Consider the following 14,064-nt stretch of genomic DNA (forward strand, 5'->3'; position numbering starts at 1 on the left):
GTGCCTCCTGACCACGGGCCCTTCGGCCGCCGAGCGGGGTGACTCCGCCCGGTGAACGAGTGGATACTGCTCGCGTTCGGCCTGCTGCTCACCGTCGGCACCGGCCTCTTCGTGGCCAGCGAGTTCTCGCTGGTCAACCTCGACCGGTCCGACCTCGAGGCCCGTCAGTCCCGAGGTGAGAAGGGGCTCGCCCCGACCATCGGGGCGCTGCGCATCACGTCGACCCACCTGTCGAGTGCCCAGCTCGGCATCACGCTGACGACCCTGCTGACCGGCTACACGATGGAGCCCGCGATCTCGCGCCTCCTGTCGCCGCCGCTCACCGCGGTCGGCGTGCCCGAGGGGGTCGTCGCGGTCGGTGCCCCGATCGTCTCGATCGTCGTCGCGACCCTGCTGTCGATGATCATCGGCGAGCTCGTGCCCAAGAACTTCGCCCTGGCCCTCCCGCTCAAGACGGCGAAGCTGGTCATCCCGTTCCAGGTGCTGTTCACCACGGTGTTCAAGCCCGCGGTCGCCCTGCTCAACAACACGGCCAACGCCGTGCTGCGGGCCATGGGCATCGAACCGAAAGAAGAGCTGTCGGGTGCCCGGACGGCCGAAGAGCTGTCGTCGCTCGTGCGCCGCTCGGCGACCGAGGGCAGCCTCGACCGCGACACGGCGACCCTGCTCGCCCGCACGCTCGTGTTCAGCGACCACACCGCCTCCGACGTCATGACCCCGCGGCCCCGCCTGTCGACCGTCGCGCGCGGCGACTCGGCCGAGACCGTCCTCGAGTTGGCTCGACGCACCGGCTACTCGCGATTCCCGGTGACGGACGACGGCATCGACGACGTCGTGGGCCTCGTCCACGTCAAGCAGGCCGTCTCGGTGCCGCGCGAGAAGCGTGCCGACGTGCCCGTCTCCGCGCTGCTGACCGACGCCGTCCGCGTGCCCGAGACGATGACCCTCGACAACCTGCTGGGCGAGGTGCGCGGTCGCGGCTACCAGATGGCCGTCGTCGTCGACGAGTACGGCGGGACCGCCGGTGTCGTCACCCTCGAAGACCTGATCGAAGAGCTGGTCGGCGAGGTCAGCGACGAGCACGACCGCAGCCGGGTCGACGTCGTCCGCTCGCGCAACTGGCTGACCTTCCCCGGCCTGCTGCGGCCCGACGAACTGCTCGAGCGCGCCTCGGTCAAGGTGCCGGAGGACGGCCCCTACGAGACCGTCGGCGGCTGGCTGATGAGCGAGCTCGGCCGCCTGCCCAAGGTCGGCGACGTCGTCGAGACCGACGACGGCGCGTTCCGGGTCGAACGGCTCGACGGCCGACGCATCGACCGCATCCGCTTCACGCCCACGCCCGACGACGTGCCCGAGGTCACGACGACCGAGCCGGGCCGACGCGACGGCCGCGGGCGGGACGACCGCGACCGGTCCGGTCGCCGTGACCCGAAGGCACCGCCCGAGGAGGCGCGGCCCGAGAAGGTGCGCACTGGCGTCGAGGACGACCGCCGCGCGGTCCGCACGAAAGAGGTGACCCGATGAGCAGCGACTGGTGGGGCATCGTCTGGCTCGTGGTGCTGCTGGCCGGCAACGCGTTCTTCGTGGCGGCCGAGTTCGCCGTGATCTCGGCCCGCCGGTCGCAGATCGAGCCCAAGGCCGAGGCCGGCAGCCGGGCCGCCAAGACCACGCTCTGGGCCATGGAGCACGCGACGATGATGCTCGCGACGACGCAGCTCGGCATCACGATCTGCTCGCTGCTGATCCTCAACGTGTCCGAGCCGTCGATCCACCACCTGCTCGAGGGGCCGCTCGGCTGGACCGGGCTCAGCCCCGAGCTGGTCAGCGTCGTCGGTTTCGTCATCACGCTGGTGCTCGTGTCGTTCCTGCACGTCGTGTTCGGCGAGATGGTGCCGAAGAACATCTCGTTCTCGCTGCCGGACCGTGCCGCGCTGCTGCTGGCCCCGCCGCTCGTCGCCATCGCCCGCGTGCTGCACGTGGTCGTGCTGGCCCTCAACCACTCGGCGAACGCCGTGCTGCGGGCCTTCAAGGTCGAGCCGAAGGACGAGGCGACGAGCGCCTACACGGTCGACGAGGTCGCGACGATCGTGGCCCAGTCGCAGCGCGAGGGCATGATCACCGACGCCACCGGCACCGTGCGTGCGGCGTTCGAGTTCACCGAGAAGACCGTCGCGCAGACGGCCGTCCCGATGGACGAACTCGTGACCCTGCCCGAGGACGCGACGCCGCACGACGTCGAGCGCGCCGTCGCCCAGCGCGGCTTCTCGCGGTACGTGCTGGTCGACGACGGCGGTGACCCCACGGGGTACCTGCACCTCAAGGACGTCATCGACCTCGACGAGGACGAGTTCGCCGACCCGGTGCCGCCGAAGCGCATCCGGCAGCTGATCTCGATCTTCCAGGGCACCGAGCTCGAGGACGCCCTGGCGACCATGCGCCGCAGCGGCGTCCACGTCGCGCGGTCCTTCGACGAGACCGGCGCCACGCGCGGCGTGCTCTTCCTGGAAGACATCCTCGAAGAGCTCATCGGCGAGGTGCAGGACGCGACCCGGCGTCGCTGAGCGAGCCTCCGCAGACGACGCGACCCGCGCCTCCTGACCCGAGAGGGTGAGGAGGCGCGGGTCGCGTCGTGCGGGGCCGTCGCGGCCCCGGGCGGCTCAGCGCACGCGGAACGGGGCTCGCTCGTACTGCGACGGCACGTAGTCGAGCTCGACCCCGAGTTCCGCCGCGGCGCGCAGCGGGAAGTGCGGGTCGCGCAGGAACTCGCGAGCCATGAGCACGACGTCGGCGCGACCGCTGGCCACGACCTCGTTCGCCTGCTCGGCGCCGACGATGAGCCCGACGGCGCCGGTCTCGACGCGGCCCTGGGTGCGGACGTGCTCGGCGAAGCGCACCTGGTAGCCGAGGCCGACCGGGATGCTCACGCCGGCGACGAGGCCGCCGGTCGAGATGTCGAAGAGGTCGGCGCCGGCGTCGTGCGCCCAGGCGGCGACGGTGGCGGTGTCGTCCTCGTTCCAGCCGCCGTCGGCCCAGTCGGTCGCCGAGAAGCGGACGAGCAGCGGGTACTCGTCGCCGACCTCGGCTCGGACGGCCGCGACGACCTCGAGCAGGAACCGCGCACGGTTCTCGAGCGAGCCGCCGTACCGGTCGTCGCGCTCGTTGCTCAGCGGCGAGAGGAACTGGTGCAGCAGGTAGCCGTGGGCGGCGTGCAGCTCGATCAGCTCGAAGCCGGCGTCGACCGAGCGGCGCGCGGCGACGCGGAACGCCTCGACGAGGTCGCCCACCGCCTCGGTGGTCAGCGCGACGGGCTCGTCGTAGCCCTCGAAGGCGACGGCGGAGGGGGCGACGGTGGTCCAGCCGCCCTGTTCGGCGGGGACGGTGCCCTGCGTCTCGCTCCACGGGCGGAAGGTCGAGGCCTTGCGGCCCGCGTGGGCGAGCTGCACGCCGGGCACGGAGCCCTGCGAGCGGATGAACGCCGTGATCGGGCGGAACGCCTCGACCTGCGCGTCGTTCCAGAGCCCGAGGTCTTGCGGCGAGATGCGGCCCTCGGGCGTGACGGACGTGGCCTCGGCGATGACCGCACCCGCGCCTCCTCGGGCGAGCGAGCCCAGGTGCACGAGGTGCCAGTCGGTGGGGACGCCGTCCTCGAGCTCTGCCGAGTACTGGCACATGGGGGCGACCCAGAGGCGGTTGCGGAAGGCCTGGCCGCGCAGGGTGATCGGGTCGAAGAGGCCGACGCTCGCGCCGGTGGGCGCCGCGGTGGCGTCGGGGGTGGTCGTGGGGACTGCGTCCGTCTGGGTCACGAGGGGGGTCATCGCCTTTCGGTGGGGAGGGCCGCGAGCTCGTCGACGAAGCGTCGGAGCGGCTCGGGCCCGGTGTAGAGGTGCCCGGTGATGCCGAGCGCCTGGGCGGCCTCGACGTTGTCGGACCTGTTGTCGATGAACACCGTGGCGGCGGCCGTTGTTCCGAGTTCGGCCAGGACGTGCTCGAAGATGGTGGCCGACGGCTTGAGGTCGTCGAGTTCGGCGCTGACGAAGACGTGCTCGAACAGCTCGCCGAGGGGCGAGTGCCGGAACGGCGACGCGAAGTCGAGACCGGCGTTCGAGAGGATCGCCAGGCGCGTGCCGCCGTCGGCCAGGTCGGCGATGACGTCGAGTGTGCCGGGCTCGGGGACGAACCACGACGGGAAGTCGGCCGCCCAGAGCTCGTGCACGCGGGTGCGGGTCCAGGCGGCGCCGGTGTCGGCCTCGATCGCCCGCCAGTACGCTCCGGCGCTGAGCGTGCCGCGGTCCAGGGCATGGCGGTGGCGACCGTAGCTGGGCCAGAGCACGTCCGGGTCGACGCCCGCGAGGTCTTCGATGCGGCGGCGCGACGCGTCGTCGGGGAACCGCGCGATCACCTCGCCGTAGTCGAAGACGACGGTGCGGCCGGGGAGTGAGATGCTCATCGGCCCACCGTATCGGCGGGCACGGGTCGGTCGGGGCCGACTACCGTCGGGGCGTGACCTCCGACACCCGCTTCACCGACTGGACCTCTTCCGACGCCGCCGACCAGATTGCCGTCCCCGCGGTCGACGACGACAAGTACAGCCGCGGCGTGCTCGGCGTCGTGACCGGCTCGAGCTCGTACCCAGGCGCCGCCGTGCTCGGGGTCGAGGCCGCGCTGCACACCGGGGTCGGCATGCTGCGTTACCTCGGCCCCGCCCGCGCGTCCGACTTCGTGCTGCACCGTCGACCCGAGGCCGTCACGAGCCCGGGTCGCGTGCAGGCGTGGTTGCTCGGCTCGGGGGTCGACCCGGACCACCTCGACGACGAGACGCGCGACGGGTTCGCGACCGCCGCCTCCTCGGGGGTGCCGCTCGTCCTCGACGCCGGGGCGCTGTCGCTGCGCGAGCACGCGACCGGGCCCGTCGTGCTGACACCGCACTTCCGCGAGCTGGCGAAGGCGTCGGGACGCGAGGTGGACGACGTCGCGGCCGACCCGGCGGGCGCCGCCGAACGCACGGCGGGGGAGTGGGGTTGCACGGTGCTCGTGAAGGGCCACCGCACGTACGTCGCGTCGCCGGGCGGCACGCGGCTGGTCGCCGCCAGCGCCCCGTCATGGCTCGCGACCGCCGGTGCGGGTGACGCGCTCGGAGGAGTCCTCGGGGCCCTGGTCGCGACCCACGCCGACGAGATCGCCGGGGACGAGGAGGCGCTGGCCCGGTTGGCCGCGACGGCTGCGGTCGTCCACGGCCTCGCGGCGTCCCGGGCGGGTGCCGGGGGACCGTTCACCGTGCTCGGCCTGGTCGACGCCCTGCCCGCCACGATCGCGGACCTGCTGCGCCGGGGCTGAGCCCGGCCGTGGCGGGCCCGACGCGAGCGCCCGAGGGTCAGGAGGCGGGGGTCGCCGCCACGAGGAACTCGACCGTGCCCTGGTCCTCGACCTTGACGAAGCCGAGGCTCGGCGCGTCGACGCCGTAGTCCGAGAAGGTCACCGGGATCGATCCGCTCACCTGCACGCCGTCGCCCGAGAGCGCCGCCTGCAGGGGTACGGTGACGGTCTTCGTGACGCCGTGCATGGTCAGCTCGCCGGTCGCCTCGACCTTGGCCACCTCGCCGTCGGACGGGACGGCCGCCTCGATCGGCTGGGTCAGCGTGAAGGTGGCCGTGGGGTACTGGTTCACCTGCATGGCGGTGCCCTTGAAGTAGTCGTCGCGGTTGCTGCTGTCGGTCGCGATCGAGGCGACGTCGACGTCGATGGTCGCGGCCGAGATGGTCGTGCCGTCGACGGTGATGGTGCCGGAGACCTGGTCGGTCTTGCCGACGACGGTGACGTCGGTGCCGTTCAGCACCTCGTCGACGCGGTAGCCGGCCGTGCTGCCGTCGCCGATGCTCCAGTCGCCCGTGAGTTGGCTGGGGTCGAGCGTGCTCGAGCCGGGGGTGAGCGAGGCGGTGGGTGCGGCGTCGGGTTCACCGACGATCACGTCGCGGTAGAAGGCCGGCCCGGCGAAGGCCGCGGTGGCCCCCAGGACGACGACGACGGCTGCGGCGATGCCCAGCCCGATCTTGGTCTTCTTCTTCATGGTGTCTTCGTCCTTCGGAGGGGTCGGCGTGACGCGCGGCGAGTCCACGGGGCTGGCTCCGATGGTGGCGTGCCTCTTTTGCAAGAACCTGGGAGGCGCGGGTGAAGACGGTGGGCGTCAGGGCGCGGTGAAGCGGGTGAGGAACTCGCGGGTGCGGGCCTCGCGCGGCGCCGTGAACAGCTGGGCGGGCGGGCCCTGCTCGGCGATGCGGCCCCGGTCGAGGAAGACGACCCGGTCGGCGACGTCGCGGGCGAAGGCCATCTCGTGCGTCGCCATGAGGATCGTCGTGCCGACCTCTTTCAGCGTGCGCACGAGGTCGAGCACCTCGCCCACCAGCTCGGGGTCGAGCGCACTCGTGATCTCGTCGAGCAGCAGCACGGCGGGGCGCGGGGCCAGGGCCCGGGCGATGGCGACCCGCTGCTGCTGACCGCCCGAGAGGCGGTCGGGGTACGCGCCGGCCCTGTCGCCGAGGCCCACGCGCGTGAGGACCTCGAGGGCGCGCTCGTTCGCGGCGGCCTTGGGCTGGCGCAGCACGTGGCGACTGGCGAGCGCGACGTTGTCGAGCACGGTCAGGTGCGGGAAGAGGTTGAAGTGCTGGAAGACGACGCCGATCCGGGCACGGACGGCGTCGACGCGCACCCGGGGGTCGGTGATGTCGTCGTCACCGAGCACGATGCGGCCGTCGTCGATCTGTTCGAGCAGGTTCACGGTGCGCAGCAGGGTCGACTTGCCCGAGCCGCTGGCCCCGATCAGCGCCACGACCTCGTCTCGCGCGACGTCGAGGTCGATGCCGTCGAGCACGACCGTGTCGCCGAACGACTTGCGGACGCCTTCGAGGCGCAGCACCGTCTCGGTGCGGTGAGCGTCGGGGGTGACGGGCACCGCGCCTCCTGCGGTGGGCTCGGGGGTGGGGGTGCTCATACGACGCTGCCCGCCTGTTCGCGACGACGGAGGCGCGCCGACAGCCAGTCGGTCAGCCAGATGGTGGGCAGGGCGAGCAGCACGAAGAGCAGCCCCGCGAGCACGTAGGGCGTGAAGTTCGCCGCGGTCGCCGTCTCGATCTGCGCGGCGCGGACGGCGTCGACGGCCCCGAGCACCGAGATGAGCCCGACGTCTTTCTGCATCGAGACGAAGTCGTTCATGAGGGCGGGCGTCACCTTCCGCAGAGCCTGCGGGAACACGACGAGGCGCAGGGTCTTGGCGTGGCTGAGACCGAGGGACCGTGCCGCGAGGCGCTGCGACGGGTGGACGGCGTCGATGCCGGCGCGGATGACCTCGGACACGTAGGCCGAGTAGGTGAGGATCAGCGCGATGGTGCCCCAGAACTCGGCGGGCAGGCGTGGGATGCCGAGGCCGAGGCCCGGCACGCCGAAGCCCACGAGGTAGAGCACGATGATCAGCGGCATGCCACGGAACAGGTCGGTGTAGCCCCGCACGAGTGCCCGGACAGGGAAGAACACCGGCCCCCTGAGGGTGCGCAGCGCGGACAGGACGGTGCTGACGACGGCGACGCCGACGGCCGCGACCAGCAGGACCCGTACGTTCAACCAGAGGCCCTCGACGACGCGGGGCCAGGCCGAGGCGAAGGTCGCCCCGTCGAGGAAGCTGAACTGGACGCGGGACCAGCCGGGCGTGCTGGTGACCGCCCACCAGGCGAGGGCGGCGAAGGCGACCGTGCTGACGGCCGCGATCACGACGGAGCGGGTCGACTGCCGTCGCCGGAACGCGCGTCGGTCGAGTTCGAGGTCGCTGACCACCACCGGGTCGGCCGCGACCGTGCGAGGCGCTACGACAGCTCTTTCACGTCGTAGTCGGCGAGCCACTGCTGCTGCAGCTCGGCGAGGGTGCCGTCGGCCCGGAGGTCGTCGACGGCCTTCGTGACGTCGGCGGTCAGCGAGCTGCCGAGCGGAAGGACGATGCCGAGCTGGTCGCTCGCCCCGTCGGTCGCGGGCAGCTGACCCAACACGACGCCGCCCTCGACGAAGTAGGTGGCGGTCGGGACGTCGAGGACGATGGCGTCGACCTGACCGGCCTCGAGCGCCGCCTTGGCGTCGTCGTTCGAGTTGTAGGCCTGCACTCCGCCGTCGGGGTCGATGGCGTTCTCGGCGGCGGTGAAGCTCGTCGTGCCGCTCTGGGCCCCGATCGCGAGGCCCTTCAGGTCGGCGATGGAGGTGGCGTCGGCCGCGGCGGTGCCGGGCAGGGTCACGACCGCCTGGCGCGTCTCGTAGTAGGCGGGCGAGAAGTCGACGGCCTTCTTGCGCTGGTCGGTGATCGAGAACTGCTGCAGGTTGAGGTCGAAGGTCTTCGGCCCCGGCGCGATGGCCTCGTCGAACGTGGTGCGCACCCAGACGACGTCGGAGTCGTCGTAGCCGAGCTTCTCGGCGACCGCGTAGGCGACGGCGGCCTCGTAGCCCTTGCCCGAGGTCGGGTCGTCGTCCTCGACCCACGGGCCGTAGGCCGGCTCACCCGTGGCGACGGTGAGCTCGCCCTCGGTGACAGGGCCGACGGCCGCGGCGCCGTCACCCGAGCCCCCGTCGGACGAGCAGGCGGCGAGCGACCCGGCCAGCACGAGGGCGGCGGCGGTCGCGACGAGTCGGAGGGAGGCGGGTCTGCGCATGAGTGGGATCGTAGCGGCGACCGCCGACCTCGGCCGACGCATGACGCCCGGTGTCGGGACCGACGGCTAGCCTGTGGGCATGCCGACCCCCGTGCCCTCCGCGTCGGCCGACCCCGGTGCGCCCGCCGTCCGTGACGCGCGGTCGTCGGGCACCCGGCCCGTGGTCGACGGTCGCACCGCGTTCGTCGAGCGGGCGAGGTCGCTCGCGGCGTCACCCGTCGTGCTCGGCATCGCCTTCGTGCTCGTGCACGCCTGGCTCGTCCGGCTGAACCTCGTCGGCGGCAACCGCACCCTGGGCGACGTCGACGTCGTCTACCGCACCTGGATGCAGCAGGGCATCGGGGGCGGCGACTGGGTGGGCGTCGACCGACCGTGGGTCTACCCGCTGCTCGCCGCGGTGCCGATGCTGGTCGCCCGGCTCGGTGGCGACTCGGGCTACGGGGCGGTGTGGCTCGTGCTCGTGTCGCTCCTGAACGCCGCGGCCTTCGTCGTGCTCGTGGCGCGGCGGCGCGCCGGCTCCGTGGTCGCCGCCTGGTGGTGGCTGGGGTTCCTCGTCGCCCTCGGGCCGATCTCCCTCGGTCGCATCGACGCCGTGACGGTCGCGATCGGCCTGGTGGGCCTGCTCCTCGTCTCGACCAGGCCCTCGCTCGCGTCCGCCCTGCTCACGATCGCGGCCTGGGTCAAGGTCTGGCCCGCCGCCCTCGTGGTGGTCGCCGTCCTCGCGGTGCGTCGCCGGGTCGAGGTCGTCGTGGCCGCGGCGGTGACGAGCGCGGTCGTGGTCTCGATCTCGCTCGTGCTCGGCAGCGGATGGAACGTGGTGGGCTTCGTCGGTCAACAGGCCGGCCGCGGTCTGCAGGTCGAGTCGCCTGCGGCGGTGCTCTGGCTCTGGCGCGCCGCCGCCGGGGTCCCCGGCACCTTCGTCTACTACGACCGTGAGATCCTCACCTACCAGATCGCCGGTGACGGGGTCGGGTTCGCCGCGAAGGCGATGAGCCTCGTGATGGCCGCGGTCGTGCTGGGCGTCGTGCTGCTGGGGCTGCGGGCGGTGCGCCGCGGGGTGACGGCCACGCGCCTCCTGGGTCCGCTGTCGCTGGCCGTCGTCGTCGCCCTGATCGTGACCAACAAGGTCGGCTCGCCGCAGTTCGTGGCGTGGCTGGCGGCGCCCGTCGTCGTCGGGCTCGTGCTCGCGCGGTCGGGCGGGCCGCGGTTCGCCGTGCCGGCGGTGCTGGCCGTGGTCGTGGCGGGGCTGACGCAGGTGGTCTACCCGCTCGAGTACGACGCCCTGCTCGCCGCGCGAACCGACCTGGTGGCCGTGGTCACCGTGCGGGCCGTGCTCGAGCTGGGTCTGTTGGCGTGGACCGTCGTCACGCTCTGGCGCGTGCGTCCGGCACACGCGAGGATGGACGCATGATCGTCGCGTTCTCCGTCTCGCCCAGTGGTGCCGCCCCCGAGGGCGGGCCGTCCGCCGGCTCCGAGCCCGACTCGGTCCACTCGGCCGTAGCGGCCGCCGTCGCGGTCGTGCGGGCCTCCGGCCTGCCGAACCACACCTCGTCGATGTTCACCGAGATCGAAGGCGAGTGGGACGAGGTCATGGCCGTCGTCAAGGCCGCCACCGAGGCCGTGGGGGCTTTCGGCTCGCGCGTCTCGCTCGTGCTCAAGGCCGACATCCGACCGGGGCGCACCGGCGAGCTGACCGGCAAGGTCGAGCGGCTCGAGGCGGCGCTCGGCACCACGGATCACGCGGCCTCGCCGGTCGCGGCCGCCCCCGGGGCGTAGGCCTGGTGCCGAGGCGACCGAGCCGCCGCGGGACCGCCCTCCTGGCCGGCGGCGTCACCGTGGTGCTGGTGGCCGCCGTCGCGATCGGCGTCGGTGTGTCCCAGGGCGAGCCGTCCGCGTCGTCGACGAGCGTGAGCCCGACCGTCGCGGCCGCACCCACCCCGACACCGACGCCGACGCCCGAGGCCGTCCCCGCGCCTCCGTCGCCCGAGGCCCTCGCGGGTCTGCCGCTGGCGTTCTACGACGCCGTCATCCCCGCGCTCCTCGGCGGTGCCGACGTCACGCCCGAGAACGCCTGGGCGGTGGCCACGCCGACCGCGCCGCTCGTCGCGCTGTACGCGAGCGCTGCGGCCGACGCCGTGCCGGTCGCCACGCTCTCCTCGACGGTGCCGACCCTGAACCTTCCCGCGGCGACGGCGGTCTGGGGCTCCCGCGAGGGTGCCGACGGCGGCATGCTGCTCGTCTCGACACCGTCCCGCAACGCGACGCCCGGTGACGGAGGCGTGCCGGCGGCGCCGAGTGCGACCTTCGGGTGGGTGCGCGCCGCCGACGTGTCGGTGGTGGGCGCGGCGTCGAGCGTCGTGGTCGACACCGCGGCGTCCACCCTCTCGATCGTCGGGCCGGACGGGGTGGCGTCCGCCTCCGAGGCCGTCCGACTCGGCACGCCGGACGACCCGACCCCGTCGGCGACGGCGACCTACATGCAGGCGAACTACGTCGACCGCTCGATCGGGTACACGCAGGGCAACCCCATCGCCCTCACCGGGGCCCACTCGTCGCTCCTGCCCGAGTACGGCGGCAACTCCGCCCTCACGGCGATCCACTTCTATCCCGACCCGACCGGGGCGTCGCACGGGTGCGTGCGGGCGTCGGCGGCGATGACCGCTGCGCTGGCCGCCCTGCCGGTCGGCACCGCGATCACCTTCACCTGACCTCGTCGCACACCGATCGGGTCCCCGACTCCGATCGGGCGCCCGAGACACTGGTGCCGCGCGCCGCCGGGGTCGTAGACTCGTCTTCGCATCGCGCGGTCGAATCGATACGACCCGACGTCGAGCACCTGCCGGGTGTCGACGCCGCCCTCGGGCCCGCGCCCCTCCCAGCTCGACGGCGAGCCGTGGCAGGCTCCCTCGCTGACACCCCTCGAACTCGAAGGCCCTCGCTCGTGACCCACCTCTCCCGCCGTCGTCGCACGGCCGCCCTGATCGCCCTCGCCCTGGGTGGTTTCGGCATCGGCTCGACCGAATTCGTCGCCATGGGCCTGTTGCCGAACATGGCGGGCGACCTGCTCCCCGACCTCTACTCGCGGTCGGCGGACGCCGGCATCGCCCAGGCCGGCTGGTTGATCAGCGCCTATGCCCTCGGCGTCGTCGTGGGGGCCCCGACCATCGCCGCGATGTCGTCGCACTTCCCGAAGAAGAAGCTGCTGCTCGCGCTGCTCGCCGCCTTCACGGTCGGCACCATCGCCTCGGCCCTGCTGCCGTCGTTCGGTTGGGTGCTCGCCGCCCGCTTCGCCGCGGGCCTGCCGCACGGCGCCTACTTCGGCATCGCGTCCATCGTCGCCGCGTCGATCATGGGCCCCGGCAACCGAGGCAAGGGCGTCGCACTCGTGCTCAGTGGCCTGACGATCGCGAACGTCGTCGGCGTGCCCTCGATCACCTGGCTCGGTCAGCAGTCGGGCTGGCGGGTGGCCTACCTCGCGGTCGCCCTCATCTTCGCGCTGACCTTCGTCGCCGTCGCCTTCGCCGTGCCGCACCAGGACGGCGACGCGTCCGCCTCGATGAAGCGCGAGCTGCGGGCGTTCAAGCAGCCCCAGGTGTGGCTCGTGATGGGCATCGGGGCCATCGGCTTCGGCGGCTTCTTCGCCGTCTACAGCTACATCGCCAACGCCGTCACCGAGGGAGCGGGCGTCTCCCAGGGCATCGTGCCCTGGGTGCTCGTGACGGTCGGCGTCGGCATGACCATCGGCAACCTGCTCGGCGGCTGGCTCGCCGACCGCTCGCTCAAGCTCGCCATGTACCTCGGCTTCGTCGGCCTCATCGCGGCCCTCTCGGCCTACGCGCTCACCTCGAGCTCGATCGTCGGCATCTTCGTCAGCACGTTCTTCGTCGGCCTCGTCGGCTCGAGCGTCGGCCCGTCGGTGCAGTCCCGCCTGATGGAGGTCGCGGGCGAGAGCCAGGTCATCGGCGCCGCCCTGAACCATTCGGCCATGAACCTCGGCAACAGCTTCGGCGCGTACCTGGGCGGCGCGGTCATCGCGGCCGGCCTCGGTTTCTCGGCGCCCGGCTGGGTCGGCGTCGTGCTCGCCCTCGCCGGAGTCGTCCTCACCATGATCAGCTTCGGCATGCAGCGGGTCGACGACCGACGCGGTGGGGCCCGGGCCACGGCCGCCGAACGCGAGTCGGTCTCGGCGTAGGCGTCCTCGGGGCGCCGGCCCGCGCCTCCTGAGGTCGTGCGCGACCGCCTGCGGGAGCGGATTGCCGGTCGCTGCACGACCGACGTCCCCGTCGTCGTGCCGAACCCGATCGCGCCCTCAGGCGTGCCGATCCCGACTCGTCTCGTTCATTCGGCCGTGCCGAACCCGACTGGTCTCGGGCCGTCGGGCGTGCCTAACGTGACTTGTCTCGGACCGTCGGGCGTGCCTTACCCGACTCGTTTCGGGCCGTCAGGCGTGCCGAACCCGACAGAACGTGTTCGACACGCCGCTCAAGTCCTGGATCCACCCCGTGTCGGGCGCTGGCTTGGCGCGATTTGCACAGGGCAGGGCAGGGCAGGGCAGGGCAGGGCAGGACAGGGCAGGGCGGGGCGGGGGCAGGGCGGCGTCGCGGGGGAGCGGCGGGTCAGGAGGCGCGGGTCGCGCACACGACGAACGGCCCGGCCCACGAGGGGGCCGGGCCGTGCTCCGGGGTGACGCCGGGCGTCAGAAGCTGGTCTGGGCCGGCGTGTCGGTCTGCAGCAGGATGCCGTCCTGGATGGCGCGCTTCCGCAGGGCGACCTTGGTGCCCACGTCGTAGCCGGCCACGCGGTACTTCTCGCGGATGCGCTTCAGGTAGCTCTTCGCGGTCTCTTCGCTGATGCCCAACTGGTAGGCGACGGCCTTGACCGGCTCGCCACCGCCGTAGAGCGCCATGACCCGGCGTTCTTGTGCGCTGAGCTTCGGCACGCCGCCGACCTCGGCGGCGTTCAGGGCCAGGTCGAGTTCGGCCGAGATGTACGACTCGCCCTTGGCGGCCGAGCGGATCGCCTCGACGATCATCTCGGCGTCCTCGCTCTTGACGAGGTAGCCCAGGGCGCCGGCGGCGAGGGCCTCGCGCACCACGTTGGGCTCGGAGTAGGTGCTCATCAGGACGGTCTTGACGCCCGTCGTCTTGAGCGTGTTGATCTTGAGCGAGATCGGGATGTTGTCCTTGAGGTCGAGGTCGAGCAGCACGACGTCGACGGGGAACTCGGGGTGCGTGAGCAGCTCGGGCCAGGACGCGACCGCGGCGACCATCGAGATGTCGCTCGCGGCACCACGGATCCACTCGCTGAGGGCGCCCAGGAGCATCTTGTGATCGTCTACGAGGGCGAGGCGGATGCGGTCGTCGTGGTCTGACACGTCGGGACC

The 14,064-nt window shown here is 72.5% G+C and carries 14 protein-coding genes; 7 read left to right on the plus strand and 7 right to left on the minus strand.

The genetic code is table 11. The features are described from left to right. The first annotated feature begins 51 nt into the window (after window positions 1-51). Window positions 52-1,524, plus strand: a complete 1,473-nt coding sequence (locus SZ60_RS03520) for a hemolysin family protein (protein ID WP_082059835.1) — start codon at window positions 52-54, stop codon at window positions 1,522-1,524. Next, entirely contained in the window at window positions 1,521-2,561 is a 1,041-nt protein-coding gene (locus SZ60_RS03525) for a hemolysin family protein (RefSeq protein WP_043593716.1), read from the plus strand. Before SZ60_RS03520 ends, SZ60_RS03525 begins: the two co-directional genes overlap by 4 nt. Before the next feature lie 96 nt (window positions 2,562-2,657). Here the strand turns inward: SZ60_RS03525 and SZ60_RS03530 are convergent, their stop codons facing one another. Together SZ60_RS03530 and SZ60_RS03535 are read right to left on the minus strand one after the other, a co-directional pair. Continuing rightward, window positions 2,658-3,815: an NADH:flavin oxidoreductase/NADH oxidase gene (locus SZ60_RS03530; RefSeq protein WP_082059836.1), complete on the minus strand. Its 1,158-nt coding sequence runs from the start codon at window positions 3,813-3,815 to the stop codon at window positions 2,658-2,660. After that, complete coding sequence (locus SZ60_RS03535; protein WP_043593717.1) at window positions 3,812-4,447, minus strand: HAD family phosphatase; 636 nt, start codon at window positions 4,445-4,447, stop codon at window positions 3,812-3,814. Before SZ60_RS03535 ends, SZ60_RS03530 begins: the two co-directional genes overlap by 4 nt. 53 nt (window positions 4,448-4,500) lie before the next feature. Here SZ60_RS03535 and SZ60_RS03540 point away from each other — a divergent pair, with 53 nt between their 5' ends. Continuing rightward, a complete protein-coding gene (locus tag SZ60_RS03540) occupies window positions 4,501-5,334 on the plus strand; it encodes an ADP/ATP-dependent (S)-NAD(P)H-hydrate dehydratase (RefSeq protein ID WP_043593718.1) in 834 nt (277 codons plus the stop codon). Window positions 5,335-5,371: 37 nt separating this feature from the next. Here SZ60_RS03540 and SZ60_RS03545 read toward each other — a convergent pair whose 3' ends face one another. From SZ60_RS03545 to SZ60_RS03560, 4 genes are all read right to left on the minus strand, one after another. Further along, the gene (locus SZ60_RS03545; RefSeq protein ID WP_043593719.1) at window positions 5,372-6,064 is read right to left on the minus strand and encodes a YceI family protein; all 693 of its coding nucleotides are present in this window, start codon (window positions 6,062-6,064) and stop codon (window positions 5,372-5,374) included. A 117-nt stretch (window positions 6,065-6,181) separates the two neighbouring features. After that, the gene (locus SZ60_RS03550; protein ID WP_082059837.1) at window positions 6,182-6,985 is read right to left on the minus strand and encodes an amino acid ABC transporter ATP-binding protein; all 804 of its coding nucleotides are present in this window, start codon (window positions 6,983-6,985) and stop codon (window positions 6,182-6,184) included. Beyond that, window positions 6,982-7,821 (minus strand): amino acid ABC transporter permease, encoded by an 840-nt coding sequence (locus SZ60_RS03555; protein WP_231567041.1) that lies wholly within the window; start codon window positions 7,819-7,821, stop codon window positions 6,982-6,984. The genes SZ60_RS03550 and SZ60_RS03555 overlap by 4 nt, the downstream gene beginning before the upstream one ends. Window positions 7,822-7,850: 29 nt before the next feature. Continuing rightward, window positions 7,851-8,681, minus strand: coding sequence for a transporter substrate-binding domain-containing protein (locus tag SZ60_RS03560; protein ID WP_043593721.1), 831 nt, complete (start codon window positions 8,679-8,681; stop codon window positions 7,851-7,853). Between the two features lie 79 nt (window positions 8,682-8,760). On the opposite strand from SZ60_RS03560, the gene SZ60_RS03565 reads away from it, so the two are divergent. The 4 genes from SZ60_RS03565 (at window position 8,761) to SZ60_RS03580 (ending at window position 12,873) form a co-directional block, all read left to right on the plus strand. Continuing rightward, window positions 8,761-10,092, plus strand: coding sequence for a glycosyltransferase 87 family protein (locus SZ60_RS03565; protein WP_082059841.1), 1,332 nt, complete (start codon window positions 8,761-8,763; stop codon window positions 10,090-10,092). Further along, complete coding sequence (locus SZ60_RS03570) at window positions 10,089-10,457, plus strand: thiamine-binding protein (protein WP_043593723.1); 369 nt, start codon at window positions 10,089-10,091, stop codon at window positions 10,455-10,457. Before SZ60_RS03565 ends, SZ60_RS03570 begins: the two co-directional genes overlap by 4 nt. 5 nt (window positions 10,458-10,462) lie before the next feature. Beyond that, window positions 10,463-11,389 (plus strand): L,D-transpeptidase family protein, encoded by a 927-nt coding sequence (locus tag SZ60_RS03575; protein ID WP_043593725.1) that lies wholly within the window; start codon window positions 10,463-10,465, stop codon window positions 11,387-11,389. Between the two features lie 233 nt (window positions 11,390-11,622). Next, window positions 11,623-12,873: an MFS transporter gene (locus tag SZ60_RS03580; RefSeq protein WP_043593727.1), complete on the plus strand. Its 1,251-nt coding sequence runs from the start codon at window positions 11,623-11,625 to the stop codon at window positions 12,871-12,873. A gap of 504 nt (window positions 12,874-13,377) precedes the next feature. On the opposite strand, the gene SZ60_RS03585 is transcribed toward SZ60_RS03580, so the two are convergent. Next, complete coding sequence (locus SZ60_RS03585) at window positions 13,378-14,055, minus strand: response regulator transcription factor (RefSeq protein ID WP_043593728.1); 678 nt, start codon at window positions 14,053-14,055, stop codon at window positions 13,378-13,380. Window positions 14,056-14,064: the final 9 nt, after the last annotated feature.

This window comes from Frigoribacterium sp. MEB024 (genome assembly GCF_000878135.1).
Lineage (GTDB): Bacteria > Actinomycetota > Actinomycetes > Actinomycetales > Microbacteriaceae > Frigoribacterium.